Annotated in this window: 18 protein-coding genes and 2 pseudogenes; 12 read left to right on the top strand and 8 right to left on the bottom strand. The window is 72.9% G+C overall.

Annotated features, from left to right (window positions below):
* Position 1: 1 nt before the first annotated feature.
* Together ACFYMP_RS12530 and ACFYMP_RS12525 are read right to left on the bottom strand one after the other, a co-directional pair.
* On the bottom strand, positions 2–583 hold the full coding sequence (locus tag ACFYMP_RS12530) for a (2Fe-2S)-binding protein (protein ID WP_388854922.1): 582 nt from the start codon (positions 581–583) through the stop codon (positions 2–4).
* Entirely contained in the window at positions 574–1,467 is an 894-nt protein-coding gene (locus ACFYMP_RS12525) for an FAD binding domain-containing protein (RefSeq protein ID WP_388854919.1), read from the bottom strand. The genes ACFYMP_RS12530 and ACFYMP_RS12525 overlap by 10 nt, the downstream gene beginning before the upstream one ends.
* Positions 1,468–1,869: 402 nt before the next feature.
* On the opposite strand from ACFYMP_RS12525, the gene ACFYMP_RS12520 reads away from it, so the two are divergent.
* Both ACFYMP_RS12520 and ACFYMP_RS12515 read left to right on the top strand, forming a co-directional pair.
* Positions 1,870–3,552 (top strand): PucR family transcriptional regulator, encoded by a 1,683-nt coding sequence (locus ACFYMP_RS12520; protein WP_388854916.1) that lies wholly within the window; start codon positions 1,870–1,872, stop codon positions 3,550–3,552.
* A 270-nt stretch (positions 3,553–3,822) separates the two neighbouring features.
* Entirely contained in the window at positions 3,823–4,605 is a 783-nt protein-coding gene (locus tag ACFYMP_RS12515; RefSeq protein WP_388854913.1) for a hypothetical protein, read from the top strand.
* A gap of 188 nt (positions 4,606–4,793) precedes the next feature.
* On the opposite strand, the gene ACFYMP_RS12510 is transcribed toward ACFYMP_RS12515, so the two are convergent.
* The gene (locus tag ACFYMP_RS12510; RefSeq protein ID WP_388854909.1) at positions 4,794–5,477 is read right to left on the bottom strand and encodes a GntR family transcriptional regulator; all 684 of its coding nucleotides are present in this window, start codon (positions 5,475–5,477) and stop codon (positions 4,794–4,796) included.
* Positions 5,478–5,934: 457 nt separating this feature from the next.
* On the opposite strand from ACFYMP_RS12510, the gene ACFYMP_RS12505 reads away from it, so the two are divergent.
* The gene (locus ACFYMP_RS12505; RefSeq protein WP_388854906.1) at positions 5,935–6,819 is read left to right on the top strand and encodes a (2Fe-2S)-binding protein; all 885 of its coding nucleotides are present in this window, start codon (positions 5,935–5,937) and stop codon (positions 6,817–6,819) included.
* A gap of 533 nt (positions 6,820–7,352) precedes the next feature.
* Positions 7,353–8,435 carry a DUF2637 domain-containing protein gene (locus ACFYMP_RS12500; protein WP_388854903.1) on the top strand — a complete coding sequence of 361 codons (1,083 nt, stop codon included), beginning with the start codon at positions 7,353–7,355 and terminating at the stop codon, positions 8,433–8,435.
* Between the two features lie 60 nt (positions 8,436–8,495).
* Here the strand turns inward: ACFYMP_RS12500 and ACFYMP_RS12495 are convergent, their stop codons facing one another.
* From ACFYMP_RS12495 to ACFYMP_RS12485, 3 genes are all read right to left on the bottom strand, one after another.
* Entirely contained in the window at positions 8,496–9,026 is a 531-nt protein-coding gene (locus tag ACFYMP_RS12495) for an ATP-binding protein (RefSeq protein ID WP_388854900.1), read from the bottom strand.
* Positions 9,027–9,293: 267 nt separating this feature from the next.
* Positions 9,294–11,039, bottom strand: coding sequence for a pyruvate dehydrogenase (locus ACFYMP_RS12490; protein ID WP_388854897.1), 1,746 nt, complete (start codon positions 11,037–11,039; stop codon positions 9,294–9,296).
* Between the two features lie 76 nt (positions 11,040–11,115).
* Positions 11,116–13,539, bottom strand: a complete 2,424-nt coding sequence (locus tag ACFYMP_RS12485) for a protein phosphatase 2C domain-containing protein (protein WP_388854894.1) — start codon at positions 13,537–13,539, stop codon at positions 11,116–11,118.
* Positions 13,540–13,953: 414 nt separating this feature from the next.
* Between ACFYMP_RS12485 and ACFYMP_RS12480 the strand changes: the two genes are divergently transcribed.
* The 3 genes from ACFYMP_RS12480 to ACFYMP_RS12470 all read left to right on the top strand — a co-directional run bounded on the left by ACFYMP_RS12480 (position 13,954) and on the right by ACFYMP_RS12470 (position 15,876).
* Entirely contained in the window at positions 13,954–14,934 is a 981-nt protein-coding gene (locus ACFYMP_RS12480) for a helix-turn-helix domain-containing protein (protein WP_388855168.1), read from the top strand.
* A gap of 239 nt (positions 14,935–15,173) precedes the next feature.
* The gene (locus ACFYMP_RS12475; protein WP_388854891.1) at positions 15,174–15,656 is read left to right on the top strand and encodes a DUF456 domain-containing protein; all 483 of its coding nucleotides are present in this window, start codon (positions 15,174–15,176) and stop codon (positions 15,654–15,656) included.
* An 85-nt stretch (positions 15,657–15,741) separates the two neighbouring features.
* The gene (locus ACFYMP_RS12470) at positions 15,742–15,876 is read left to right on the top strand and encodes a pyridoxamine 5'-phosphate oxidase family protein (RefSeq protein ID WP_388854888.1); all 135 of its coding nucleotides are present in this window, start codon (positions 15,742–15,744) and stop codon (positions 15,874–15,876) included.
* Between the two features lie 405 nt (positions 15,877–16,281).
* Here ACFYMP_RS12470 and rsgA read toward each other — a convergent pair whose 3' ends face one another.
* Complete coding sequence (rsgA, locus tag ACFYMP_RS12465) at positions 16,282–17,373, bottom strand: ribosome small subunit-dependent GTPase A (RefSeq protein ID WP_388854885.1); 1,092 nt, start codon at positions 17,371–17,373, stop codon at positions 16,282–16,284.
* A 538-nt stretch (positions 17,374–17,911) separates the two neighbouring features.
* Positions 17,912–18,496, bottom strand: a pseudogene (locus ACFYMP_RS12460) (IS701 family transposase); the annotation flags it as partial.
* Here ACFYMP_RS12460 and ACFYMP_RS12455 point away from each other — a divergent pair.
* The 5 genes and pseudogenes from ACFYMP_RS12455 to ACFYMP_RS12435 all read left to right on the top strand — a co-directional run bounded on the left by ACFYMP_RS12455 (position 18,398) and on the right by ACFYMP_RS12435 (position 25,318).
* Positions 18,398–18,706, top strand: coding sequence for a hypothetical protein (locus tag ACFYMP_RS12455; RefSeq protein ID WP_388854882.1), 309 nt, complete (start codon positions 18,398–18,400; stop codon positions 18,704–18,706). The pseudogene ACFYMP_RS12460 and the gene ACFYMP_RS12455 sit on opposite strands and share 99 nt — an antisense overlap.
* Before the next feature lie 383 nt (positions 18,707–19,089).
* Complete coding sequence (locus ACFYMP_RS12450) at positions 19,090–21,414, top strand: hypothetical protein (protein WP_388854879.1); 2,325 nt, start codon at positions 19,090–19,092, stop codon at positions 21,412–21,414.
* A gap of 13 nt (positions 21,415–21,427) precedes the next feature.
* Entirely contained in the window at positions 21,428–21,964 is a 537-nt protein-coding gene (locus ACFYMP_RS12445) for a hypothetical protein (RefSeq protein WP_388854876.1), read from the top strand.
* Positions 21,965–22,332: 368 nt separating this feature from the next.
* Positions 22,333–22,722 (top strand): annotated as a pseudogene (locus ACFYMP_RS12440) (IS701 family transposase); the annotation flags it as partial.
* 211 nt (positions 22,723–22,933) lie between these two features.
* Positions 22,934–25,318 (top strand): SpoIIE family protein phosphatase, encoded by a 2,385-nt coding sequence (locus tag ACFYMP_RS12435; RefSeq protein ID WP_388854873.1) that lies wholly within the window; start codon positions 22,934–22,936, stop codon positions 25,316–25,318.
* Positions 25,319–25,386: the final 68 nt, after the last annotated feature.

The following is a 25,386-nucleotide window of genomic DNA, read 5'->3' as shown; positions in this document are numbered from 1 at the left end:
CTCAGATCGCCTCCTTCGCGGTCTCCTGGCGGGCGGCGGCCAGCCGGACGGCGTCGAGGATCTTCTCGTAGCCGGTGCAGCGGCACAGGTTGCCGGACAGCGCCTCGCGGATGTCCGCGTCGGTCGGCGAGGGGTTGTGCTCCAGCATCTCGTCGGCGGCGACCAGCAGTCCGGGGGTGCAGAAGCCGCACTGGACGGCGCCCGCGTCGACGAACGCCTGCTGCACGGGCGAGAGCGGGAGGACCGCGGGATCGTCGGGGCGCGCCTGCCAGCGGCGGGCCGCGTCGAGCGGCACGCCCCCGGCCGCCCGGCCGGTCTCCTCGGCCGTACGGCGCGCCGCGTGGTCGGCGAGCCCTTCGACGGTGACGATCTCGCGCCCCTCGGCCTGCCCGGCCGCGACCAGGCAGGCGCACACCGGCACGCCGTCGAGCCGCACCGTGCACGAGCCGCACTCGCCCTGCTCGCAGGCGTTCTTGGAGCCGGGCAGGCCCAGCCGTTCGCGCAGCACGTACAGCAGGGACTCGCCCTCCCACACGTCGTCCGCCTCCTGACGGCGTCCGTTGACGGTGAAGTTCACGCGCATGCCGCGCCTCCCTGCCGGTGTCCGGTGCGGTGGGCCTCCCAGGCCCAGGTGAGTGTCCTGCGGGCCATCACGCCGACCGCGTGCCGGCGGTAGCCCGCGCTGCCGCGTACGTCGTCGATGGGGTTGCAGGCGGCCGAGCACAGCTGCGCGAACTCCTTGAGGGCGGCGGCGCCGGGGGCCCGGCCGCTGTCCCAGCAGCCCTCCTCCTCCAGTACGGAGTCGAGGAACAGTTCGGCGTCCCTGGCGCGGACCGGGGTGGGGGCGGCGGAGCCGATACCGGTGCGCACGGTGCGGGTGTCGGGGTGCAGGGCGAGGCCGAAGGCGCACACCGCGATGACCATGGCGTTGCGGGTGCCGACCTTCGAGAACTGCTGCGGTCCGCGCGCCTTCGGGACGCGCACGGCGCGGATCAGTTCGTCGGGGGCGAGCGCGTTGCGCTTGACGCCGGTGTAGAAGTCGTCGATCGGGATGAGGCGGGTGCCGCGCACGGAGGCCGCCTCGACCTCGGCGCCCGAGGCGAGCAGCGCGGGGTGCGCGTCCCCGGCCGGGGAGGCGGTGCCGAGGTTGCCGCCGACCCCGCCCCGGTTGCGGATCTGCGGGGACGCCACGGTGTGCGAGGCGAGCGCGAGGCCGGGCAACTGGGCCCTCAGGTCCGTCATGACGCGCGCGTACGGCACGCTCGCGCCGAGCCGTACGGTATCCCCGTCCTCCTCCCACTCGGCGAGTTCGGTGATCCGGCCGAGGTCGAGCAGGTGCTCGGGCCTGCGGTGGTCGAAGTTGATCTCGACCATGACGTCGGTGCCGCCCGCGAGGGGCACGGCGCCGGGATGCTCCGCCTTCGCGGCCAGCGCCTCCTCCCAGTCGGCGGGGCGAAGGAAGTCCATGACGGCTCTCTTCCGGTCGGGACGGGCGTACGGACGGGCCTCGCGTACCGCGCGCGGGGGCTTCCCGGCCGTACGCGTCGTCTTGCGGGTCGTTCCGGAGGTGCGGACAGGTACCGGAGGGGTACGCGGGCGGGGCGGTGGGCCGCGGGGGGCGGGAGGGCGGCGGTGTGACCCGCGCCACGGTGGGTCCAGTGAAGCGGGGCGGGCACGGGTGAGGGCAGTCACCGAATCCATGAAGGAGTTCGCTGGCCAGCCCCATGGTCTTGTAGATTCATATGAACAGCGGGGCCGGTTAACCTCACTGTTTCCCCGGGGAAACCCCAGGCGACACCGGTCGCGGTGACCTTGCCGGGGTGGGGCGGGGACACGGACATCTTTTCTAGACGGATCGGCGGCGAGGACATGCGGCTGCGCGCATTGCTGGAGACCGACGCGCTGGGGCTGCGGCTGCTCGGCGGGGCGGAGGAACTGGAGCGCACGGTGCGCGGGGTCATGACGACCGATCTGCGCGACCCGAGCCGCTACCTGTCGGGCGGGGAGCTGGTCCTGACCGGGCTCGCCTGGCGGCACGGCCCCGAGGACTCGGAGTCCTTCGCGCGCATCCTGGCCGAGGCGGGGGTCGTCGCCCTCGCGGCGGGCGAGGCAGAGCTCGGTCCGGTCCCCGAGGATCTGGTCGCGGCCTGCGCGCGCCACCGGCTGCCGCTGTTCTCGGTGAGCGAGCGGGTGGCCTTCGCGGCCATCACCGAACACGTCGTACGACAGGTGTCCGGAGAGCGCGCCGGGGATCTCGCGGCGGTCGTCGACCGGCACCGCAGGCTCATGACGGCGGGACCGGCGGGCGGCGGCCCGGGAGCCGTGCTCGACCTGCTCGGCAGCGATCTCGATCTGCGCGCCTGGGTCCTGTCGGCGACCGGCCGCGAGGTGGCCGGCTCGCAGCTCGCCGCCTCGGCCGGGCTGAGCCCCGAGACGCGGACGGCGCTCGCGGCCGGGCACCTCACGGCCGTACGGACCGGACGTCTGGGCCCGCACCGGCTCACCGTCGACGGGACGGTGTACTCGCTGTTCCCAGTACGGCCCTCCGGCGCCCTGCCCGACCCGGTCACCGGGCCCGGACGGCGCCACGCCGAGCTGACCCAGTGGCTGCTGGCCGTGGCGGCGGACGCTGCGGACTGGCCGCGGGAGCGCGGGGAGCTGCTGGAGGGGGTGACCCAGCTCATCGCGGTCGAACGGGACCGCAGGGAGGCGGCGCGCACCGTACGGCGGCGGCTGGCCGGCGAGATCCTGGAGCTGGTGCAGAGCGGGGCCCCGGCCGCCGAGACCGCGGCCCGGCTGCGGGTCGCGGCGCCGGTCCTGATGCCGGGCGCGGGGGCCGCCCCGCACTGGCAGGTGATCGTCGCCCGGGTCGAGTGGGCCGGGGAGCCGGACACCGACGGGCGGCCCGCTCAGGCTCTGCTGGAGGAGATCCTGAGCGGTCCGCCGGGCGCGGGGCAGGACAACGGCGACCGGACTGCTGTCGCCCAGCTCGGGGACGAGGCGGTCGCCCTCGTCCCGTTGCCCGCGGTCGCCGCCGAGCACGACGGCTCCGAGTCCGGTCTGCTCGCGCAGACCCTGCTGGACGAGGTGAGCGAGCCGCTGGGCGCCGGACTCGGCGAGGAGGGCCGGCTCACGCTCGGGGTGAGCGCCGCCGTGCACTCCGCCGAGGCGCTGCGCGGCGCCCTCGAAGAGGCCCGGCACGCCCGCCGGGTCGCGGCCGCGCGTCCCGGGCCGGTCAACGCGGCCGGTCATCAGGAGCTGGCCTCGCACGTCCTGCTGCTGCCCTTCGTCCCCGACGACGTGCGCCGCGCCTTCACCGCGCGGCTGCTCGACCCGCTGCGCGCGTACGACCGCCGCCACCGGGCCGAGCTGGTGCCGACCCTGGAGGCGTTCCTGGACAGCGACGGGTCCTGGACCCGCTGCGCGACCCGGCTGCATCTGCATGTGAACACCCTCCGCTACCGGGTCGGCAGGATCGAGCAACTCACCGGCAGGGACCTGTCGCGTCTGGAGGACAAGCTCGACTTCTTCCTCGCCCTGCGGATGAGCTGAGCCTTCCGCCGCCGCGCCCGGGTCCGCGCACCGGCCGACGCGTCCGGTCCGCGTCTCCCCCGGACGGAGCAGCCGGACCCGGGGGTTCCGTGCTCCCCGCGCAGGTGGGGGACGCGGCGGCTGTCGCGCCCCTGAATCCCGGGGCGGTACGACCCGCCGACCGTCTTGTGAAAAGTTTCACCCGCCCTCTTGGCGCGACCGGCTATCCGTGCTGGGATTCGCCCAGAGCTCGCCGGCGCGCTTGAGGAGGAGAAGGTGGCGGACACCGCCATGCCTGATTCCGTATCGACGTCCACGCCCGGGGACCGGGCGGCGTCCGTGGAGAACTCGGTGTGGCGGCTGCGTGCGCGCGGCTGCTGGAGCGAGGCCGCGTGCCTGCTGGAGGACCTTCCGGGGCCCGAGCCCGCGCTGCGGCGCGCCGCCCTGCTCGTCGAGGGCTGTCTGTACACGGGCGAGGGCTGGGAGCAGGCGGAGGACGGGCTGCGGACGGCGGAGGCGCTGGCCCGCGACGACGACGCCCGGGGCGCGGCCGCTTGTGAACGCGGGCACCTCGCCTACGCGGCCACCCTCCTCGGCATCCGGGACCGGGCCGACGAGGCGAGCAGCGCGCTGGGCCGGGCCGCCGCCCTGCTGGCCCCCGGTTCGGCGCGGCGCCCGTTGCTGGACTTCCGGCGCGGACTGATCGCGGAGCATCTGGCCCGCGCCCCGCAGTCGGCGCGGGCCGCGTACCGCAGGGCGCACGCGGGGGCCACCGCCCACCACGACCTGCTGCTCCAGTCGTACACCTGGCACCATCTCGCCGAACTCGCGCTGCGCGACGGTGAGCTGGCGGAGGCCAGGCACGGTTTCGGGCAGTGCCTGCGGCTGCGGGAGGACCTCGGTTATGTCGTGGGCGTCGCGGCGACGCTCGCCGCGCTGGCCGACGCGGAGGGCGAGAGCGAGGCCGCGCGCCTGCGCGCGGAGGCCCGCCGCCTGTGGCTCCTGCTGGGGAAGGTCCCCGCCGCGCTGGCCCCCCGCCTGCGGCTGCCCGCCCCCACCGCCGACCTCGCTTAGGAGGGGACGGAGCCGGGGCCGGGGAACCGGGGACTGGCGGACGGCCGGCGGACGGCCGGACCGTCGTCACGCGTGCGGGACCGGTCCAGTCGCCGCGCGTGCGGGGTCGGCCCCGTCGCCGCCCGTACGGGGTCGGCCCGGCCGTCCGCGCGTGCGGGATCAGGGGCGGCCGGAGCGGGGCCGCGTGCTCACTCCGCCGCGGCGAAGTGGCCGCGTACGAGTTCGCGTACGGCGCCGACGTCGCCCTCGACGAGCGCGTCCACGAGCGCGACGTGCTGGACCGCGTCGGCGACCAGCACCCCGCGCCCCTGTCCCGTCGGCCACTGCCCGCGCAGATGGAGGTCGTCGGCGACCCGGACGAGGTGGTGGTTGCCGCACAGGGCGAGCACCGCGCGGTGGAAGGCGCGGTCGGCCTCCGCGTAGACGCCCCGGTCCCCCGCCTCGGCGGCCCGCAGGGTGGCCTCGGCGGGCGGGCGCAGCTCGGCCAGGCGCTCCGGGGAGGCGTCCCTGGCCAGCCGGGAGACCGTCGGCAGTTCGATCAGGAGCCGTATCTCGGACAGTTCGCTCAGGTCGCGCGGGGTACGGGAGACGACGCGGAAGCCCCGGTTGGGCACGGTCTCCACGGCGCCCTCCGCGGCCAGTTGCTGCATCGCCTCGCGGACGGGGGTGGCGGAGACGCCGAAGCGTTCACCGAGCAGGGGGGCGGAGTAGACCTCGCCGGGCACGAGTTCACCGGCGTCGAGGGCCGAGCGCAGCGCGCTGAGGATCTGCCCGCGCACCGAGGAACGCCGCAGGGGCGTACGCGGACCGGCCGGGCCGGGGCCGTGGGGGTGGTCCGGCTCCGCCGGGCCGGAAGTTCCCGTCGGGTCCACGGGGTTTGAGGGGTCCGCGGCATCCGAGAGGCCCGAGGGCTCCGCCGGTTCGTCCACGCCCGGCCGCCGCGCGTGCGGATGCTCCCCGCGGGCCGGACTGCCGTGGGGGTCCCCCGGATACCGCGGCCGCGGCACCGGCGTGGGCCGCCCCGGCGACCCCGGCCACTGCGGGCCTGCGGCGGTCCGCTCCGGGTGCTCGCCGAAGGACCGCTCCCGGCTCGGGCTGGCGGCGCCGGACGCCTTTGTCTCCGGCCGACGGCCGGACGGTGCCTCTCGTCCACCTCGGTCGTGGTCCACTGCGGTCTCTCCTCGGGGGGCCTTGGGGGCGGCTCCTGGGGGCGCACAGATGTGCGTACCCCGTGAGCACGATAGGCGGCCGGGCCCCCGCTTCCCATCTGGATCACTTCGGGTAAGGTAAGGCTTACCTGCAAACGAACCCGATTCGGTGGTCCTCGGCATGCCCCTTCCCGCCCCGGCTCCGGCCCGCCTGCCCGCCCTCTCCGCGCCGTCCACCCCCTCCCCGGTCGCCGACGCCTACGCGCGGCTGGCCGAGGTCTTCCCCGGGCTCCAGGTCACCGAGGTGCCGGCGGACGGGAGCCTCCCCGAGGGGCCGGGCTGGGTCGAGGTCGCGGCGCTCGCGGCCGGCGGCGCCGCCCTGGACACGTTCCTGTCCTGGGACAGCGAGCAGGTCGAGCGGGACTACGGACAGCAGGCGCGCCCCGACGTCGTCGCGAGCTTCGGCTTCCACCGGTACGCCTGGCCGGCCTGCCTGCTGATCACGGTGCCGTGGTTCCTCGTACGCCGGGTCCCGCGCGTCACCGTGGATCAGGTCTCCTTCCACCGCGCGCGGGGCCGGATGGCCCTGCGGCCGACGAGTTTCGCGTGCCTGCCCGACGATCCGGCGGCCGGGCACCCCCTGGCGGTCGTGGTCCCGGACGAGGAGGCGCTGCGCTCGGAGGTGCGGTCGGCCGTGGCGGCCCACCTGCTGCCGCTCTTCGAGAGCTTCGGCCCGCGGATGCGGCGGCGCGGCCGGGCGCTGTGGGGCACGGCGACCGACGAGATCGTCGAGAGCCTGTGGTACGTCGGGCATCTGCTCGGCGAGGAGCAGCGCGCCATGGCGGAGCTGGAGGCACTGCTGCCCGGTTCCACCAAGCCGTACGTCGGGGGTACCGGCTTCCGCGAGCTGACCGGCCCGCAGGGCGAGCCTCTCCAGACGAGGGACCGCGCGAGCTGCTGCATGTTCTACACGCTGCGCCCCGAGGACACCTGCGTGACCTGCCCGCGCACCTGCGACACCGAGCGGGTCGAACGCCTCGTGGCGGAGCGCGCGGCGCAGGGCTGACCACCCCGCCCCGGCGCTCACCCGTTCGAACCCCCGAGTACGCGTCGGCGCCCGGCCCCGCCCCGGCGGGGCTTTCGCGCGTCCCCACGGCACCGGCCAAAGCCCGGCCACGGCCCTCCCTCGCGCCCCGGTCACCACTCCGTTCACGAACCGTCACACCGGCGACGGCCGCGAACGGTGACGACGGGGCGTGGCCCGGACGAGAGACAACCGGGCTTTACCCTCCCAACACCCCTTCCACACAGGTTCTTTCCGGCCGTCCCCGCCTGGATTCCCGTTTCCCGCGAACCGGCGGGGCGGCGCGGTGGGCGGCGCGACGTTCCCGATAGCAAGCATTTCCCGCCGATCCTCGCTTACGGGTAATCTGTCTCGCACTGAACTCCCGGTTTTCGCAGGAGAGTTCGAGCAGGTTGACGCCTTCCGGGGGCAGGCTCCCCACTCGTGGCGCCCTATTGCCCGGAAAACACCTGACGGCTTTTCGGAGTGCGCCACTATGGCACCGAAAGGCCCTACCGCGACGCAAGGGACCCCTGATGAGACTGACCGACATATCGCTGGACTGGCTGCTACCCGGCGCCGTACTGCTCCTGGGCATGCTGGTGGCGGTCGCGGTGCTCACGCGTGGCAAGCGGGCCGGGGCCAAGGCGGCAGCGGCCGAGGACACGTGGGAGCGCAGCGAGGAGCGGCGCCGGCGCAAGGAAGCGATCTACGGCAGCGCCTCGTACGTGCTGCTCTTCTGCTGTGCGGCGGTCGCCGCCGCGCTCTCCTTCCACGGGCTGGTCGGCTTCGGCCAGCAGAACCTGAACCTCAGCGGCGGCTGGGAGTACCTCGTGCCCTTCGGCCTGGACGGGGCGGCGATGTTCTGCTCCGTGCTCGCCGTGCGCGAGGCCAGTCACGGTGACGCGGCGCTCGGTTCGCGCCTGCTGGTGTGGACCTTCGCCGGTGCCGCCGCCTGGTTCAACTGGGTGCACGCTCCGAGGGGCGCGGGCCACGCGGGCGCTCCGCAGTTCTTCTCCGGCATGTCCCTGTCGGCGGCGGTGCTGTTCGACCGCGCGCTGAAGCAGACCCGCCGGGCCGCGCTGCGCGAGCAGGGCCTGGTGCCGCGTCCGCTGCCGCAGATCCGTATGGTCCGCTGGCTGCGGGCGCCGCGCGAGACCTTCGGCGCCTGGTCGCTCATGCTCCTGGAGGGCGTGCGCAGCCTGGACGAGGCGGTCGACGAGGTGCGGGACGACAAGCGGCAGAAGCAGTTGGAGCGTCAGCGCGACCGTGAGCAGGCGCGCCTGAAGAAGGCTCAGCTGAAGGCCATCAGCCGGGGCAGCCGGGGCTGGGGCGGCAGGGGTGGCGGCCGTCAGGTCGACGTCCAGCAGGTCCAGCAGGCGATGACCGCGGGCCAGGCCCAGATCGAGGCGGACCCCGCGATACCGGGGCAGGACCAGCCCCCGGTGTCCGCCCGCCCCTCCCTTCAGGCTCTGTCGGCCACGCCGGACGAGGCTGAGAAGGGTGCTCCGAAAGGAGCGGACGTCGTCGACCTGACGGCGGAGGACGACACGCAGGCGCTGCCGCGGCTCGACTCGCTGGAGCGCAAGCTCAAGGAGATGGAGCGGCAGTTCGGCTGAGCGCGCCACGCGCCCGGTCCGGCGTTGGTGAGCGGCGGCGGCGCCCCGCCCCCCTGGTGATCAGGGGGGCGGGGCGCCGCCGTCCTCCGTGCGCCCGTCCGCTTCCGGCGTGCTCTCGGCCTCACCGGGCCCGGCGGGGTCGTCGAGCTGGAACCACACGACCTTGCCGACGCCGAGCGCCCGTACGCCCCAGGAGTCGGCGAGCGACTGCACGAGGCCCAGGCCCCGGCCGCCCGTGTGCTCGTCGGGTACCGGGGTGCGGGGCCGGGGCCGGTGGCCCGTGAAGTCCCGCACCTCCACGCGCAGGCCCCGCGGCCCGACCGTGGCGGTGACGACCGCGTCGTGCGCGGTGTGCACGAGGGCGTTGGTCACCAGCTCGCTGGTCAGCAGTTCCGCCGTGTCGGCGCACTCCGAGCGGTCCGTGTCGTCCAGCAGGGCGCGCAAGGCGTGCCGCACCTCGGAGACGGCCCGCAGGTCGGTCCGCGTCAGCTTCCGCGTGAGCCGCCGGCCGCGCGGTGCCCGCCGCGCCGCGCGCCGGTTCGTCCCGCGCCGAGGGGCGGTACCGGAACCACCGCCCGTATGCCTCTCCATGACCGGCTCCACCCCCGTGGCAGGTCGCCCCGCCGACTCGGACACCTCCCGGTACCTCGTCCGGCACCTCGGTGTCGTCCGCGTGCGGGCCCGCTTCCGCGGGCCCTCGTTTCCGCGTTCGTACGCCCTCGTATAACGAACACGTATACGGACACCATGCCCGGTTACGCCCCCGGCGACGCGTGTCACGGGTCACGACGTCGGGGACGGCCGGAAGACGGCGTACAACGACCTCGCGGCGGACGAGCGGCCGGGGGCGGCGCGGGCTCAGGGACGGGGCACGTTGCGGAGGTTGGAGCGGGCCATCTGGAGCATGCGGCCGACCCCGCCGTCCAGGACGACCTTGCTCGCGGAGAGCGCGAACCCGGTGACCATGTCGGCGCTGATCTTCGGCGGGATGGACAGCGCGTTGGGGTCGGTGACGATGTCCACGAGGGCGGGCCCCTTGTGCTTGAAGGCGTCCTTGAGGGCGCTCTCCAGTTGTTTCGGCTTCTCGACCCGCACCCCGTAGGCGCCGGCCGCTCGGGCCACCGCCGCGAAGTCCGGGTTCTTGTTGGTGGTGCCGAAGGCGGGCAGGCCGCCGACCATCATCTCCAGTTCGACCATGCCGAGCGAGGAGTTGTTGAACAGGACCACCTTGATCGGCAGGTCGTACTGCACGAGGGTCAGGAAGTCCCCCATGAGCATGGAGAACCCGCCGTCCCCGGACATCGACACGATCTGCCGGCCGGGTTCGGCGAACTGGGCGCCGATCGCCTGCGGCAGTGCGTTGGCCATCGAGCCGTGACGGAAGGAACCGATGATGCGCCGGCGGCCGTTGGGCGTGATGTAGCGCGCCGCCCACACGTTGCACATGCCGGTGTCGACGGTGAAGACGGCGTCCTCGTCCGCGACCTCGTCCAGGACGGCGGCGACGTACTCGGGATGGATCGGGACGTGCTTCTCGACCTTGCGGGTGTACGCCTTGACGACCCCTTCGAGCGCGTCGGCGTGCTTCTTGAGCATCTTGTCGAGGAACTTGCGGTTGGCCTTGGGCTTGACCCGGGGGATGAGCGCGCGCAGCGTCTCGCGCGCGTCGCCCCAGACGGCGAGGTCCAGCTTGCAGCGGCGGCCGAGGTGTTCGGGCCGGACGTCGACCTGCACGATCTTGGTGTCCCGGTCCGGGAGGAACGGGGTGTACGGGAAGTCGGTGCCCAGCAGGATCAGCAGGTCGCACTCGTTGGTCGCCTCGTAGCAGGCGCCGTAGCCCAGCAGTCCGCTCATGCCGACGTCGTACGGGTTGTCGTACTGGATGTGCTCCTTGCCGCGCAGCGCGTGGCCCACCGGCGACTTGATCTTCTCGGCCAGCTCCATGACCTCGGCGTGCGCGCCCGCCGTGCCCGCTCCGCAGAACAGGGTGACGCGGCCCGCCTCGTCGATGAGCTTCACCAGGCGCTCGATCTCGTCGTCGCCAGGGCGCGCCGTGGGCCGCGAGGTGATCATGGCCTGCTCGGTGGCCTGCTCCGGCGCGTCGAGGGCGGCCACGTCACCGGGCAGCGTCACGACGCCCACGCCGCCCTGGCCGACGGCGTGCTGGATCGCCGACTGGAGCACCCGGGGCATCTGCTGCGGGTTGGAGATCATCTCGCTGTAGTGGCTGCACTCGGTGAAGAGGCGCTCGGGGTGCGTCTCCTGGAAGTAGCCGAGGCCGATCTCGCTGGACGGGATGTGCGAGGCGAGCGCGAGGACCGGGGCCATCGAGCGGTGCGCGTCGTACAGGCCGTTGATGAGGTGCAGGTTGCCCGGCCCGCAGGAGCCGGCGCAGGCCGCGAGGGAGCCCGTGATCTGGGCCTCGGCCCCCGCCGCGAAGGCCGCGGTCTCCTCGTGCCGTACGTGGATCCAGTCGATCGCGGAGTTCCGGCGGATCGCGTCCACGACCGGATTCAGGCTGTCCCCGACCACCCCGTAGAGACGTTTGACACCCGCGCGAACGAGGATGTCCACGAATTGTTCGGAGACGTTCTGCTTGGCCATGACTCACGCACCCCTTCTGTGCTCCGTGGGTCCATGAAGTCACAGTGACCGCGTACCCGCCTCCCAAACGGATCGCTCACCGCTCCCATACGGCGGCGAGGGTGCGGTCGTCCGCGTAGCCCTTGACCCGGGTCTGGCTGTCGGCCAGGAAGGCGGCCAGGCCCGGGGCCTCGGCCTCCGTCCAGCGGGTGGTGAGCCGCCGGGCGAGTTCGGGACTGCCGCGCAGCGGCTCGGCGAGGCCCGCCGTGCACAGCAGCAGGACATCACCCGGCCGGGCGATGGAGGCCCGGAAGCGGAAAGTCTCGCGGCGCGGCGCGGGGGCCGGTTCGTAGGGGCTGGGCGGGGTCGCGATCCCGAGGTCCATCGTGAGCCGGTCGGGTGCCGGCTCGGGCGGGGCGGGGCTGCCGTAGCTCATGAGCGGCTCCCCCGCCACGTCCCCGGCTCGCGGTTCGAGGTCCTGGCACTCGCCCCCGCGCAGCCGGAACAGCCCGCCGGGGCCGGCGCCGAAGAACACGCGGGTGCGGCACAGGGGGTCGGCCGGCAGCAGGAGGCAGCGCAGGCTCGCGGTGTACTCCTCGGGCTGGACGCCCAGTTCCGCGGCCCGCGCGCGCAGCTTGCCGAGGCTGCGGTCGGTGAGCCGGTGCAGCCCCGACTTGAGGTCCCCGCGCCGGCCCGCCCGGACGTCCTCGCCCAGCCGCAGGTGGCTGCGGCCCACGGCGGAACCGATCCAGCGGCAGGCGTCGGCCGCGGCCAGGTGCGCGCCCGCGCCGCCGCGCGCCCCGGTGGCCGTGGCGACCAGGAGGAGCGCGGACTCCCCGCTGCCGAAGCGCGCCACGAGCAGGGCGTCCCCGCGGGGCTCGCCCCGGTGGCGGGCGAAGTCCCCGCGCAGCGAGACGGCGCGCAGGGTGCCGCCGCCGTGCCGGGCGCCTTCGAGAACGGTGTCGGGAACGAGTTCCCCCAACGCGTCGGCGTCCGCCTCGGGCAGCGCGGTGGGCTCGGCCTCGTAGGTGGGCGGCCGGTCACCCACGTACGCGACGGTCGGCGGGGCGGGTGGGGTGCCCGGAGCCTCCGCGCTGCGCGGGGCGGTCTCTCGCGTACGCGCTTCTCGCCTCGGCGCAGGGGGCCGCGGGGCGGGCTCGGGCGGTACGGCGGGCTCGGGCGGTACGGCGGACTCGGGCGGGGCGGCGGACTCGGGCGGGGCGGCGGACTCGGGCGGGGCGGCGAACCCCGTCGGTACGGCGGGCTCGCGCGCGGCGGTCGGCTCCTGGCCTCCCCTGCCTTCGGACGGGTCCCCTGCCGGGTCTTCCGGGGGCGGTGCGGGCGCCTCGCGTGCCGCGTCCGGCGCCTGCGCGTTTGCCGCGTGGCGGGGAGCGTGACCGCGCCGCCAGGGCCACGGGCCGCTCGCGCCGAAGCTGTCGGGACGGGTGGCCCCGCCCGGCGCGGAGGGGCCGTCGGTCGCGGAGGCCGGGGCGGACGGGGCGGAGGGGGCGTCCTGGGGCGACGGCGCGGCGGGCGGGGGCGAAACCACGGGCGGCGGCGGGACGGCGGGGCCGGGCCGGAGAGCCTTCGTCGTCTCCCGTTCGTCCTCGGTGCCCGGCGTGGGCGCGTCCCCGGGCGACGCCGGATCGGTGCGTTCCGCTCGCGCCGGGCGCGGGCCCCGGTCCGCGCCCGGCCACGCCGTCCCGCCGCCGGGGCTTCCCTGACGCGGCCCGAACCAGTCGGCGGACCCGGTGCCGCGCGTGGTGGGCCGCCATGTCACGGGGCACTCGGCCGCCGGGGGTTTTCCGGGTGGCGGCGGGGCGGACGGCCCGGCGGCCGCGGGCGCCGTGGCCGGTCGTTCGCCGGGCGGGGGCCCGGCCTGCGGCTGCTCGGCCGGTGGGGGTCCCGACAACGGGCGGGCCCCGCTCACGTACGGGCGGCCCAGTCGCTCACCGGTCGGCCAGGGAGCGGCGCTCCCCGGGCGCACCGGGGCGGAGGGGGGCGGCGGTGCGGAGCCCCCGGGTGCGGGGAAGGTCGTCGGGGAGGCCGCCTTCGGGGCGGGGGCCCAGGGCGGGGGCGGCGACCACCGGTCCGGCCGGTCACCGGGCGGCGGGACCGGGTCCTCGCGGCCTCCGTAGTCCCCGCTGTCCCCGCGGATCGGGGGTTCGCCGCTGGTGGGCGGGGTCACGGGGGCCGGTCGATCGGCGCGGAGCAGGTCGTCCCGGCCAAGTGGCCCGTCGTGAGGCGGGTCCTGACGGGCCGGTGGGCCCTGACGGGCGGTCGGGCCGGGCTCGGGCTCGTCCCTGACGCCCCGCCGCGCGCGGTCGGTGTCCCCCGGCTCCTCGCCGCCCCCGGGCTCGCCCTCGCCCGTCGCCTCGCCGACGGTCCGCACCGCCGAGTCGAAGCGGTCGTCGAGGGTGTCACCGGCCCGCACCGGTCCGGTGTCGGGCGCCGCTTCGTCGTACAACTGCCGCCACCAGTCGTCCTCGCGGCCGTTGCGCCTGTCCCCCTGCTGGCTCATGCCCTTATTGTCCACCGCGAGACTCCGCGGAAAACGGGCCGGGAGGAAGTTACCGACGGGTCCGTGGCCTGAACCACGAACGCCGGACGGCCCCACCCCCCACGGGAGGACCGTCCGGCGACGTGAGGTGACTCCGCCCGAAGCCGTCTCCGGCGAGGCCGGCTACGGCGACTTCGTGAAGCGGGGCGGGGTCACGCGGGATGTCCGGCCGGGCGGAACGACGGCGCGCACCCCCCACGGATGTTCGCCGCCCCAACCTTTGGCCAAGACCTCACCCCACGATGACAGATGATCGGCGGTTACAACGATGATAGAAAGTGGCGGGTTTATGCCGTGGCTCTTTTCCGCCAGCTCATTTCGGTGGTGGACGCGGACGGCCCGCAGGGGACGGGACTACGGGGAGGGGTGCTGGACATGCTGGCCGCGATCGGCCTCGACGAGGCGCATGAGACGGCGTACCGCACGTTGGTCGCGGTGGGGGCCGCGGAAGTGGGCGATCTCGCGCACAGGCTGTCGCTCGGCGAGGCGGACACCGAGCGGGCCCTGCGCCGGCTGGAGAGACACGGGCTGGCCGCGCAGTCCTCGGCCGGTCCGCAACGCTGGGTCGCGGCTCCGCCGGGGGTCGCGCTCGGGGCGCTGCTGACGCAGCGCCGGCACGAACTGGAGCAGGCTGAGCTGTCGGCCGCGCTGCTGGCCGAGGAGTACCGGGCGCGGGCCGGGCAGACCGCCGCGCACGATCTCGTCGAGGTCGTCACCGGGACGACAGCGGTGGCGCAGCGCTTCCTCCAGTTGCAGCTCGGGGCCACCGACACGGTGTGCGCCCTGGTGACGGGGGCGCCGATGGCGGTGTCCGGGACGGAGAACGAGGCGGAGGAGCAGGCGGTGGGGCGCGGGGTGCGCTTCCGCGTGGTGGTCGAGCGCGAGGTGCTGACCCTGCCTTCCGGCCTGGTCGAGCTGGGCGCGGCGATGGGCCGCGAGGAGCAGGTGCGAGTGGTGGACCGGGTACCGACGAAACTGGTGATCGCCGACGGCGCCACCGCGATGGTCCCGCTGACCTCGCGCGCCCTGGAGCCCGCCGCCCTCGTCGTGCACGCGAGCGGACTGCTGGAGTCACTGACCGGCCTGTTCGAGGCGGTGTGGCGCGAGGCGCTGCCGCTGCGGCTGGGGGAGGGCGGGGCCGTCGACGAGGTCGTGGGTTCCGCCCCGGACCGGGTGGACCTCCAGATACTCTCCCTCCTGCTCGCGGGCATGACGGACGCGAGCGTCGCGAAACAGCTGGACCTGGGGCTGCGCACCGTGCAGCGCCGGGTGAAGGGCCTCATGGAACTGACCGGCGTCACCACCCGGCTCCAGCTCGGCTGGCACGCCTACGAGCGGGGCTGGGTGACGCGCTGAACCGGGGCCGGTGGCCCGCAGGGCGCTCGGGGGCCGTGCGCCGGGGCCCGGCCGCCCGGAGGACGGCCGCTCGGAGGACGGCCGCTCGGAGGCCGGGCCGGCAGGGGGCCGGCCGGGCCGGTTCGGGGGCGGTCCCGTTCGCCCGCCCGTCCCCGCCGTCCCCCATGGGCCCCCGGACCTGCGTCCCCCATGGGCCCCCTTGACCTGCGGGACGCCCCCGGCTCCCGCAGGCTGGGGCCATGGGCGCGTGGGAACTCCTGCTGGTCGGGCTGGTACTGCTGCTCGGCCTGTGCGGGGTGCTGGTCCCGGGCGTCCCCGGTTCCTGGTTCGTGTGGGCCGCGATCCTGTGGTGGGCGCTCCAGGACCCGAAGCCGCTGTCCTGGGCCGTGCTGGTGGGCGCGAGCGTCGTCCTGCTGCTGAGCAACCTGCTGCGCTGGCAGCTCCCGGCCCGGCGGGTGCGGGGGTCGGGGGTGAACCGGCGGATGGTCGTGTGGGCGGGGGCGGGCGCGGTCCTCGGCTTCGTCGTGATCCCGGTGCTGGGCGCGATCCCCGGTTTCCTCGCCGGGATGTACCTGTCGGAGCGGCGGCGGCTGGGCCGCCACGGGGAGGCGGCGGCCTCGACCCGTACGGCGATGCGGACGATGGGCGAGAGCGTGCTGGTGGAGCTGTTCAGCTGCCTGCTGATCGCGGGAGCCTGGGTGGGCTCGGAGATCTGGGGCTGAGCCCTCGGACGTACCGCCCCTCCTCCCGCGGTCCCCGGCCGGAGAACCGGTGCGGGCGTACGCCGCCCGTGGAAGCCTGGCGACCATGACGAAGCCCGGCGCAGCCGAACGCGCCCGTCTCGCCTCCCAGCGGCTGGGGCGCGTGGCGACGACCGACCCGCGGGGCACGCCGCAGGCCGATCCGGTGGGCCTCTTCCCACGGCTGGACGACACGGTCTGATCGGCGCTTACGCGATGGGCCGGGCCGGGAACTGGCGCGACCTGCGGGCGAACCCGGAGATCGCGCCGGTCGTCGACGACATCCCGAGCGAGTGCCCTGGCGGGCGCGGGGCGTGGAGATCCGGGGCCGCGCGGAGCTTCTGACGGGCCCGCACGACGTGGGCGCGCGTCCGAGCGAGGAACTCCTCCGCGACCCCCGGAGCGGGTGCGCAGCTGGGGCCCGGAGGAGGTGAGCCCCTCACGGGAGGGCTCGTAGGGGGCGACGACTCGCGCAGGACGGGCGGGCCGGGGCGGAGTCGCCCGTGCCCGGCGCCCGTCCGTCCACCCGCCCCCGAATCCGGCCCGCCCGGCTCCGGCCCGCCCTCACCACCGGCGGGGCCGTCCTGGGCGGGCCGGGCGGCGGGGCCTACCGGCCGCGGCGGCGCGATACGGGGGGTCCGCCGCGCTTGACCTCCTGCGCGGCCCGTCCCTCCGCGCCGCGCCGCTTCCACTCCTTGCGCATCTCCCCGCGCATCCGGGCGTCGGTCTTGGCGACGATGCGGGCGTTCTCGCGCAGCAGCTTGCGGTAGCTGTCCAGCCTGCGCGGCGCGAGAGCGCCCTCCTCGACGGCCTCCCGTACGGCGCAACCCGGTTCGCTCTCGTGCGCGCAGTCGTGGAAGCGGCAGTCCGCGGCGAGCTGCTCGATCTCGGCGAAGACCTGGCCGACGCCGCGCCCCGCGTCCCACAGGCCGACGCCGCGCAGGCCGGGGGTGTCGATGAGGACACCGCCCCCGGGCAGCGGGAGCAGGTTGCGGGTGGTGGTGGTGTGCCGGCCCTTGCCGTCCAGGTCGCGGACGGCCTGGACCTCCATGTGGTGCTCCCCGGTCAGGGCGTTGGCGAGGGTGGACTTCCCGGCTCCCGACCGGCCGAGCAACACGCTGGTGCCCGAGCGGACGACGGCGCCCAGTTCCCCGGTGCCCTCGCCGAGTTCGGCGCTGACGACGTGCACCTCGACGCCCGGCGCGCTCGCCGCGACGTCCGCCACGAGGTGGGCGCGGGTCGCCGGGTCGGGGACGAGGTCGGCCTTGGTGAGGACGACGAGGGGCCTCGCGCCCGACTCCCAGGCCAGCGCCAGCAAGCGTTCCAGGCGGGCGAGTTGGAGCTCGTCCGCGAGGGAGACCGCGACGAGGACGAGGTCGACGTTGGCCGCGAGGACCTGGGCCTCGGAGCGTTTGGAGGAGGTGGACCGCAGGAAGGCCGTGCGGCGCGGCAGATACGCCTGGACGAACCGGGGGTCGGCGCCCTCGGGGTCGAGGGCGGCCCAGTCGCCGGTGCAGATCACCCTCAGCGGATCGCGCGGCACCACGAACGCCGTGTCGGCGCGCACGGTGCCCCGCGCGGTCACGACATCGCACTGGCCGCGGTCGACCCGCACGACGCGCCCGGGGACCAGACCCCGTCCGGCGTACGGGACGAACTCCGCCGCCCAGTGCGCGTCCCAGCCGTAGGGGGCGAGCACCCGCGCTTCGGCCCCGTCGACGGGGGCCGGGGCGGAAAGAGCCCGGGAGGATCCCGCGAAGGACGGGGAGGCAGACGAGGAGGGACCGGGAGAGGGCCGGGAGGACCCGGAGGCCCCGGAGGGGGACCGAGTGGACTCGGTGGAGGGAACGGACGGACGGGACGGAGAGGACGGGAAAGACAAGGGGAACCCTTCGAGGGGCAGCCCCGGCTGGTGACTTACCGGCCGCCGAGCGACCGGGGAGAGGCCGGTTGCCGGCCGGTCACCGGGGGGACCGCGGGAGAGCACAGGACGAACGACTGAGTGCGGGCAACGCCCACCGCGGGAACGACAGCCATGGGGTCCACCTCCCGGATCCTTCACACGCGACGGCCGTGGGGCCGTGCGGGTCCGCGCCCTGCGGAACCGGACGGACTGTAGCGCGCGGCGCCCGACGGGCACCACGGCTTTTCCCGCGGCCGGGGCGGAGACCGGGCCCGCTAGTACTGCAACGGGTGCTTAGCGTGCCGAGGCGTCAGCTCATAGGATGTGGCCTCGTCTTTTGTAGTGGCTGGTCCGTGACCAGTTCATGGAGCGGGTAGTCCAGAGCCTGCCGGGTGACGACGGTGTCGTACCGGGTCGTGGCCACGACATGGAAGATGTCGGCCTGCTCCAGCTCGTAGCGCCAGCCCTTGCTGTAGCCGTAGCCCGCGTCCGCGGTCACCCAGCGGAACGGGATCTTGTCGTCGACCGCACCGCGGACCATCCTCCTCGCGAGCTGGACCTTCGTGGCGAACTCGACCTCGTCGCCGATCCCCGCCTCCTGGCAGCGCTCGCGGTCCTGTGTCCAGGACCGCGGCAGGTAGAGCGCCCGGTCGATCAAGGTCCGGCCCCGCTCACCCGAGTACGCGAGGAAGACTCCGACCTGGCAGTTCTCGGTCCGGCCGGCAGTACCGGAGGTCTGCCGCCGGACGCCCGCCGACCGTGCACCCTTCTTCAGGAATCCGGTGTCGTCCACGATCAGGACGCCTCCCGGGTCGGCCAGGTGCTCGACGTACTCGCGCACATCGTCGAGCACCCCGTCAGCGTCCCAGTCGATCCGGTTCAGCAGCCGCTGGATCCGGTCCGGTCCGCACCGCCCAGAAAGCCGCGTCCGGGAGCACTGCCCGGCAGGATCGAACAATGCGAACGCGACCTTCACGGCCACTCATCCGACCGCATCACCGTCGAACACGCCCTCGCCGACCACAAAAGCTGGAAGCAACTGACGCGCTGGACCCACCGCCGCGACCGCCTGCCCGACACCTACCGCGCCATCGCCGGCCTCGTCTCCGACCGCACCCACAACAACTGAGAACAGGCCACGACCAGGCCAAACACGCCTCCCCCACTATCACGCACCAACTCGTTATTTGGTTGTGTCGCTGCGCGGCAACTGCGTTTTCCTGGGCCGTGTCCGCTGCTGGGCCACTATCCGTGCTGGCTCTTGCGCCGCTGATCTGAGGCTGGTGTGGACGATAAACGGCTCGGCCGCGTCACACATGGGCAGACGTCACTCTGACGCACCCACTAGCTCAGCTTTTGCTCAAACATGTAGACCGAAGCTCCACATATCGGGTTTTTAGCTGATGCCTTATGCACTTCCCGCTCCTTTTATCCCAATATGAGGCATTTGACGTGATCTTTTTTATGTTAAAAATACCTCTCTGCGAAAAGCGTCAAAGATAGGAAATTTTCTTGTTCAAGCTCAAATCGCCACGAATGCCGCGAAGAGTTGCGCTGGCGAGCTGCGCTGCGCTCGCGGCGGCGACGCTCACCGCTCCTGAGGGGCTCGGCGGCACTGCGGCCGCCGCGGAAAACACTTGCGCGAGCAGTGTGGCGACGTACACGGTCCCCGATGCCCTGGGTGGCATGCGATGGCCCCTCTCCCTTCCCCGTTCCCTGCACAAGTACCTGGACTGGGACCCACAGGGGGGAGGCGTCGACGGTCCGCTCTGGGACACCGAAAAGACGGCCACCATCCCCGCCTATGCGGTCTTCACTACGGCTGGCAACGGCATCTTCTACACGTTCGACCAGAAGAAAAACACCGTCCAGAGTTATGCGGACAAAACCGCCTCCGGCGGTTCTCTGCTGACGCCCGTGAAGACGTATCCCAATCTCCCCATCCGCACCAAAGTGAAGAACATCGTGTCCAACGGTGACCGGCTCCTGATTCAGAGCGGTACCGGTGACATTGCCGCCTACCAGCAGAGTTCTCCCACCACTGGCGGCGGCACCCTGACCCTCGTAGGCATGGCCGACAGCTTCGTTGAAGGCACCAGTGTGCTCGGCCAGGCACTTGTGGCCTCCGACGACATGTGGATGGTGGGCTCCAAGCTGTACGTGCTCAAGGACGGGGCGATCAGCTACTACAGCTACAGCGAGGTGACCGTGCTCAACAAGCCGGTTCCCCGACTGAGCGGGCCCACGACCGTCCTCACGGGGCTCAAGAACGCCGTGCATGGCTGGAGCCCTGGGCCGGGCACCATCTATACAACGTCCACGGGCGAGGACTACACCGGCTACATCACCTCATACACCGGCTCTCCCCTCGCTCCGACGACGCAGGAGGAGGACGAGTCAAGGCCCACACTCTTTGGCGACGTCTTCACCGACACGGCCACCTGCCTGGCGCCCACGGACTCCGACCGGCTTCCCTACCTGGGGTCACCGGAGGCTGACAGCAGCGACGGCGAGTGGGCCGACGACAACACGGAGCCGGCGCCCGCCTCCGGCCCCAACAAGGCCAGCGGAGCCTTCACCCTTCCCAACGGCCGACCGGCAGCCAACTTCCCGGTAACCGTCGAAACGGACAACAACGCCGTCGACGACAGTGACGGCACTCTCACCCCGGTCGCCACCACACGCACGGACGCTGCGGGCAAGTGGTCGCTCGAATTGCCGACTCCCCTCCCCGACGCCCTGCAGAAGATCGCCGACAACAACGGCGGAGCCCTCAACCTGACTGTCACCATCGCTGGCACCACCGCTTCGGGCGTCAATCTGGTCGGGACAGCGAACATGGTTGCCGCCCCCGAGGACCCGGCCAGCGGCGCACCCACCACCTTCGCTCTCGCGGCAGCCGCCGACACCTCCCCGGGTACCGCCGCGATGCTGCCTGCTGCTGCCCCGAACGCGCCGACGCCAAAGGATCCCTCAGCCTCCGCCGACCAGCAGGCGGCGATGAACGCACGGGCGAACGCCCTGGAGCCCGACGCTGCCAGCGGTGACGAGGCCCCCCTTCCCCAGTGGCGCAGCGACGACGGACAGAATGCGGCAGACTTCAACCCCAACATCGTCAATGGCAAGGACATCAGCGTCGAGGCAGTCACGCCGAGCAGCAATCCTCTGACCCGGGACTCGGGAAACTGCTGGACGGTCAAGGCCAAGGTGTCTCACAAGATCGCCTACACCACAGTCGGCGAGGCTCACGCCGGCTGGGACTCGAAGGCCAGCTTCGAATACGACGCCAAGCTATCCGGCACAGTCGAAACCGCTTTCAGTGGCGGTGGAGGAAAGTGGAGCGTTTCCGGAGGGCGCACCATCGGCAGCAGCATGGGAGTCACCACCGGGTACTACAACCGCGGCCCCTACTTCGCCAAGCAGTGGAAGGTACCGCTGCGGTACACCAAGTACAAGCACACGTACTACTGCGGAGGTGTCGCACGTTCGACTCACTGGACGATCTCGGCCGGCCGGTACGAGGTACCCAGTGGCGGATACGTCGCCAAATACGGCAAGGACGTGCGCTACAAAGACACCAAGAGCAAGTTCAACAAGTCCTCCAAGGCAAACCGCGCCAAGGTGGCGAAGAACAGCGGCTTCACCCAGCATGTTGGCCACAGCATCAAGTGGACAGGCGCCGCGAGCGTCTACGGCCTCACCTTCGGCGCCACCACGGAATACAACCGCGACCATCATCAGAAGATCATTGCGGGAGGCAAGAGTGGGACCCACTGGATCTGGGGCTCGGGCGGAAAGCCGGGATCGAAGAATGCACACCTCTTCTACTCTCGCTAAGACCTTCCTCTCCATGGCCGCTCTCCTCCTGGCCGGGTGTGGCACCACTTCCACACCGGCGGACACAAGCAGCCGCCAGCCAGGCCACGCCCTCGCCCTCGAAGAGACCGCCGACGGCACCGTCAGCAACAACTACGCACACAAGGGCCAGGTCTGGCTCCTGGGCTTCCCCCCAATGGGCAACGCAAGCAAGAGCCCGATAACCATCACCGGCGCGCACGTCTCCCAGGTTCCCGATGGCTTGCATCTCCTTGGTTACGTGGCATTCGACGAACGCGAGAGCAAAGGAAGGGCCCTCCTCGCGTACGAGGGTGACCCTGACGATGTCGACTACCGGAAGCTAAAAAATTACGCCGAAAATCCCTACAAAATACCACCCCGAAAAAACTCCAGAATCTATTACATGGCCCGTGTGCAAGTAGTGGGTAAGATAAAGGGCCATGTCGGCGAGTGCAGCATCTACTATCAGCGGAACGGTGTACGGTACGAGCAAAAAGCCGGATGCGATATCGTTCTTCGGCTGAGGACGCAGAAGCCGTGGGATCTGTAGAAAAATGGCGTGGCGAAATCCCTTCCAGGCTCATCAAGGCGGCACTGGAGGAACAGCTAACCCTGGCTGACTGCAGCGCTTTTCCTCCAAGCAGAATCCGCCGTGGATGGCATCACCTAAGGTGGATCTCGGAAAAATGGTCACCTGGCTCTGGCTCAACTTCTGTGAGAGCTCGACTCTCCGAGACGGTTGACCTCGTGACTGCCTTCTGCGAGTTCGTTCCAGCGTGATCGTGGACAGCCACCCAGCCGGCAGAAGTTCAAGCATGGGAACACCCGGGAGATGAAGCGCCAACCTCTCTCGCCGCTTTCGAACCTTGGCGGAGCCCTGCTGCTGGTCTCTCCCGCAGTGCACCAGACCACATGGCCGCCGGCACCACGCTGAACGAGCTGATCGCCGTCGCCGGTGCCCGCTGGGCGATCGAGGAGTGTTTCCAGACCGCGAAAGGACAGTGCGGCCTGGACGACTACCAGATCCGCCGCTACCCGGGCTGGCACCGGCACATCACCCTGGCCATGGCCGCTCACGCCTACCTCACTGTCCTGCGGGCCAGCACCTCGAAAAGGGGCCGGACCCACTCGAACACCAGACCTGATCTCCCTCACCGTTCCCGGGATCCGCCGGCTGATCACCGGCCTCACCCGGCTCGTCCACCACCCCGTCGCCCACGTCCTGCACTGGTCTCACTGGCGACGCCGACGCCCGCACCAGGCACGAACCGGCCACTACAGAAGACGAGGCCACATCCCATGAGCTGACGCCTCGGCACGCTAAGCACCGTTGCAGTACTAGTCCGTCTCGTAACGGCCCCGCCGGCCCGCCTCGTACCGGTCCGCCACGAGGCCCCGCCCCGGACGGTCCCGACCGGGTGTCTTCGACGTGCCCGTACGTGCGGTTCGGCGCATGCTGGCTCCACACCCACTGCGGGCGGGGGACGGCGCCGTCCCCCGCCGGTGACGGAGGACGGACATGACACCACCCGCCGGTGCGGCCGAGGGCGCCGCCGGGACGGACGGCGTGGCCGCGGCCCTGCTGGACGGCCAGGGGCGGATCGTGTGGTGGTCACGGGCGGCCACGGAGCTGCTGGGCTGGACGGGTGAGGAGGTGGCCGGGCACCTCGCGCGCCACTACATCGCCGACGCCGCGCCGCCCGACCGGCGCCAGGGCCCGCCCGGCGGGGGCAGGACGATGCGGCTGCGGCACCGCTCGGGCCATGTCGTGGACGCCGAGATGCGCCTCGTGCGCCCGGACTCCGCCCCGGGGGTGCTGGTGCTCGCGATGGCCTCGGGCGGGGGCGGGGGCGGTCCCGACCGGGACAGGGACCTGGGGCGGGCGCTGCTGACGCAGGAGGGCGTCGCCTTCGCCCAGTTCGGCATGGACCTGCGGCCCCTGCGCACGAACGAACCCTTCGAGGAGTTGCGGCCGCAGTCGTCCGAGGACGAGTGGCTGAGCGATCTGGTGAACGTCCAGGACGGGACGAGCGCCCGTGACCTGCTCTCCCAGGTCGCCGAGACCGGCGCCATGGTGGTCGGCGCGGAGTACCGGCTCACCTCCGACAACACGCCGGTCGTCCTGTCGCTGACCTGTTTCCGTGTGGAGGACGCCCTCGGCATGCCGGTCGCCCTCGCCGTGGTCGCGAGCGAGGTCACCGAACGGCGGCACACCCGCCGCCGGCTGACCGAGGCGTACCGCAGGGCCATCGACATCGGCGGTTCCCTCGACATGGCGCAGGTCGCGCAGGATCTGGTCGAGGTGCTCGTGCCCGCGCTCGGCGACATGGCCACCGTGGACTTCCCCGACGACGTCCTCCAGGGCCGCGATCCGCCGCTCGGCGACGCCCGGCCGAAGACGGAGGCGGCCCGCAGGACCGCGGCGAAGTCGGCGTACGGGCCCTGGCCGCCCGAACTGCTCCAGCCCGGGGAGCTGCTGCCCCCGGTGGCCGAGAGCAGGGAGATCGCCCCGCGCACCGTCGGCGGTGTCATCGTCTCGGACGGGGAGCTCTCCCGGGACATCCTGGGCCGCGACCCCGAGCTGGTGGCGCGGCTCGTGCCGGAGGGCCTGCGCCATTCGCTGGGCTGCCCGTTGTACCGGCGCGGCCGTCTCTTCGGGTACGCGAACGTGTACCGCACCCGGGACGCCACCCCCTACGACGAGGCCGACACGAAGCTGATGCGGGAGCTGTGCGCCCGCACCGCGCTGGCCATCGACAACGCGTTCCGCTTCAACCGGGAGCACCGTACCGCCGTCGTGCTGCAGCGCAGCCTGCTGCCGCCGGCCGCGACGGACAGCGCGGCGGCGGAGACGGCGGGCGCGTACGTGCCCGCCGGTGGCAGCGTCAGCGTGGGCGGCGACTGGTTCGACGCCGTGCCGATGTCCTCGCTGCGGATCGGCCTGGTCGTCGGCGACGTCGTGGGGCACGGTCTGCCCGCCTCCGCGAGCATGGCCCGGTTGCGTACGGCGGTGCAGACCCTCGCCGATCTCGACCTGCCCCCCGACGAACTCCTCACCCGGCTGGACGATCTGGTCCTGCGGATGAAGGGGGAGGCGGAGGACCCCGACGGGGTCGGCGCGTCCTGCCTGTTCGCGGTGTACGACCCGGTCACCCGGGTCTGCGAGATGGCGAGCGCGGGGCATCCGCCGCCCGCCGTGGTGCTGCCGGACGGCAGCGTGGACTTCGCGCCGCTGGTGCCCGGACCGCCGCTCGGGGTGGGCGACAACCCCTTCGAGGTGTGCTCGCTCACCCTGCCTCCCGGCAGCGTCCTCGCCCTGTACACCGACGGCCTCGTGGGCGAGCACCACGACCCGGTGACGGGCATGGAGCGGCTGCGGGAGAACCTGCGCGAACTGTGCGACGGCGAGCGGTCGCTGGAGCGGATCGGCGCGGACCTGATCGCGCGCCGGCCCAGCGCGCAGAGCCCGCCGGACGACGTCACCCTGCTGCTCGCGCGGACCCGGGCGGTACCGGAGGGGAGCATGGCGAGCTGGGAGTACCCGGCCGATCCGGCCGCGGTGCAACGGGCGCGCGCGGACGTGGACGCGCAGCTCGCCGAGTGGGGCCTGGACGACCTGCGGTTCTCCACCGAGCTGCTGGTGAGCGAACTGGTCACCAACGCGGTGCGGTACGCGGGCAGCGGACCGCTGACGCTGCGGCTGATCCGCAACCGGGGCCTGGTGTGCGAGGTGTCCGACCCGAGCAACACCCAGCCGAGGCTGCGCCGCGCGCGCAGCACGGACGAGGGCGGCCGCGGTCTCTTCCTGGTCGCCCAGCTCAGCGAACGCTGGGGCTGCCGCTACCGGGCCCGCGGGAAGACCATCTGGACGGAGCAGGCCATCGACGACCCCGCCGGGGCGTGAGCGGGAGCGGCGCGGCCGTGACACGCGGTGGGGGCCCTGGCGGACTCCCGCCGCCTCAACTCCCGGGC

This window comes from Streptomyces sp. NPDC007088 (assembly GCF_042869355.1).
Lineage (GTDB): Bacteria > Actinomycetota > Actinomycetes > Streptomycetales > Streptomycetaceae > Streptomyces.
This window is presented reverse-complemented; position numbering and strand designations above follow the sequence as displayed.

Excerpts from the sequence above, each read along its gene's own strand:
- ACFYMP_RS12500 (WP_388854903.1), top strand. The coding sequence starts at position 7,353 with ATGAGACTGACCGACATATCGCTGGACTGGCTGCTACCCGGCGCCGTA.
- ACFYMP_RS12530 (WP_388854922.1), bottom strand. The coding sequence starts at position 583 with ATGCGCGTGAACTTCACCGTCAACGGACGCCGTCAGGAGGCGGACGAC.
- ACFYMP_RS12495 (WP_388854900.1), bottom strand. The coding sequence starts at position 9,026 with ATGGAGAGGCATACGGGCGGTGGTTCCGGTACCGCCCCTCGGCGCGGG.
- ACFYMP_RS12525 (WP_388854919.1), bottom strand. The coding sequence starts at position 1,467 with ATGGACTTCCTTCGCCCCGCCGACTGGGAGGAGGCGCTGGCCGCGAAG.
- ACFYMP_RS12475 (WP_388854891.1), top strand. The coding sequence starts at position 15,174 with ATGGGCGCGTGGGAACTCCTGCTGGTCGGGCTGGTACTGCTGCTCGGC.
- ACFYMP_RS12435 (WP_388854873.1), top strand. The coding sequence starts at position 22,934 with ATGACACCACCCGCCGGTGCGGCCGAGGGCGCCGCCGGGACGGACGGC.
- ACFYMP_RS12470 (WP_388854888.1), top strand. The coding sequence starts at position 15,742 with ATGACGAAGCCCGGCGCAGCCGAACGCGCCCGTCTCGCCTCCCAGCGG.
- ACFYMP_RS12520 (WP_388854916.1), top strand. The coding sequence starts at position 1,870 with ATGCGGCTGCGCGCATTGCTGGAGACCGACGCGCTGGGGCTGCGGCTG.
- ACFYMP_RS12485 (WP_388854894.1), bottom strand. The coding sequence starts at position 13,539 with ATGAGCCAGCAGGGGGACAGGCGCAACGGCCGCGAGGACGACTGGTGG.
- ACFYMP_RS12480 (WP_388855168.1), top strand. The coding sequence starts at position 13,954 with ATGCTGGCCGCGATCGGCCTCGACGAGGCGCATGAGACGGCGTACCGC.
- ACFYMP_RS12490 (WP_388854897.1), bottom strand. The coding sequence starts at position 11,039 with ATGGCCAAGCAGAACGTCTCCGAACAATTCGTGGACATCCTCGTTCGC.
- ACFYMP_RS12505 (WP_388854906.1), top strand. The coding sequence starts at position 5,935 with ATGCCCCTTCCCGCCCCGGCTCCGGCCCGCCTGCCCGCCCTCTCCGCG.
- ACFYMP_RS12515 (WP_388854913.1), top strand. The coding sequence starts at position 3,823 with ATGCCTGATTCCGTATCGACGTCCACGCCCGGGGACCGGGCGGCGTCC.
- ACFYMP_RS12445 (WP_388854876.1), top strand. The coding sequence starts at position 21,428 with ATGGCCGCTCTCCTCCTGGCCGGGTGTGGCACCACTTCCACACCGGCG.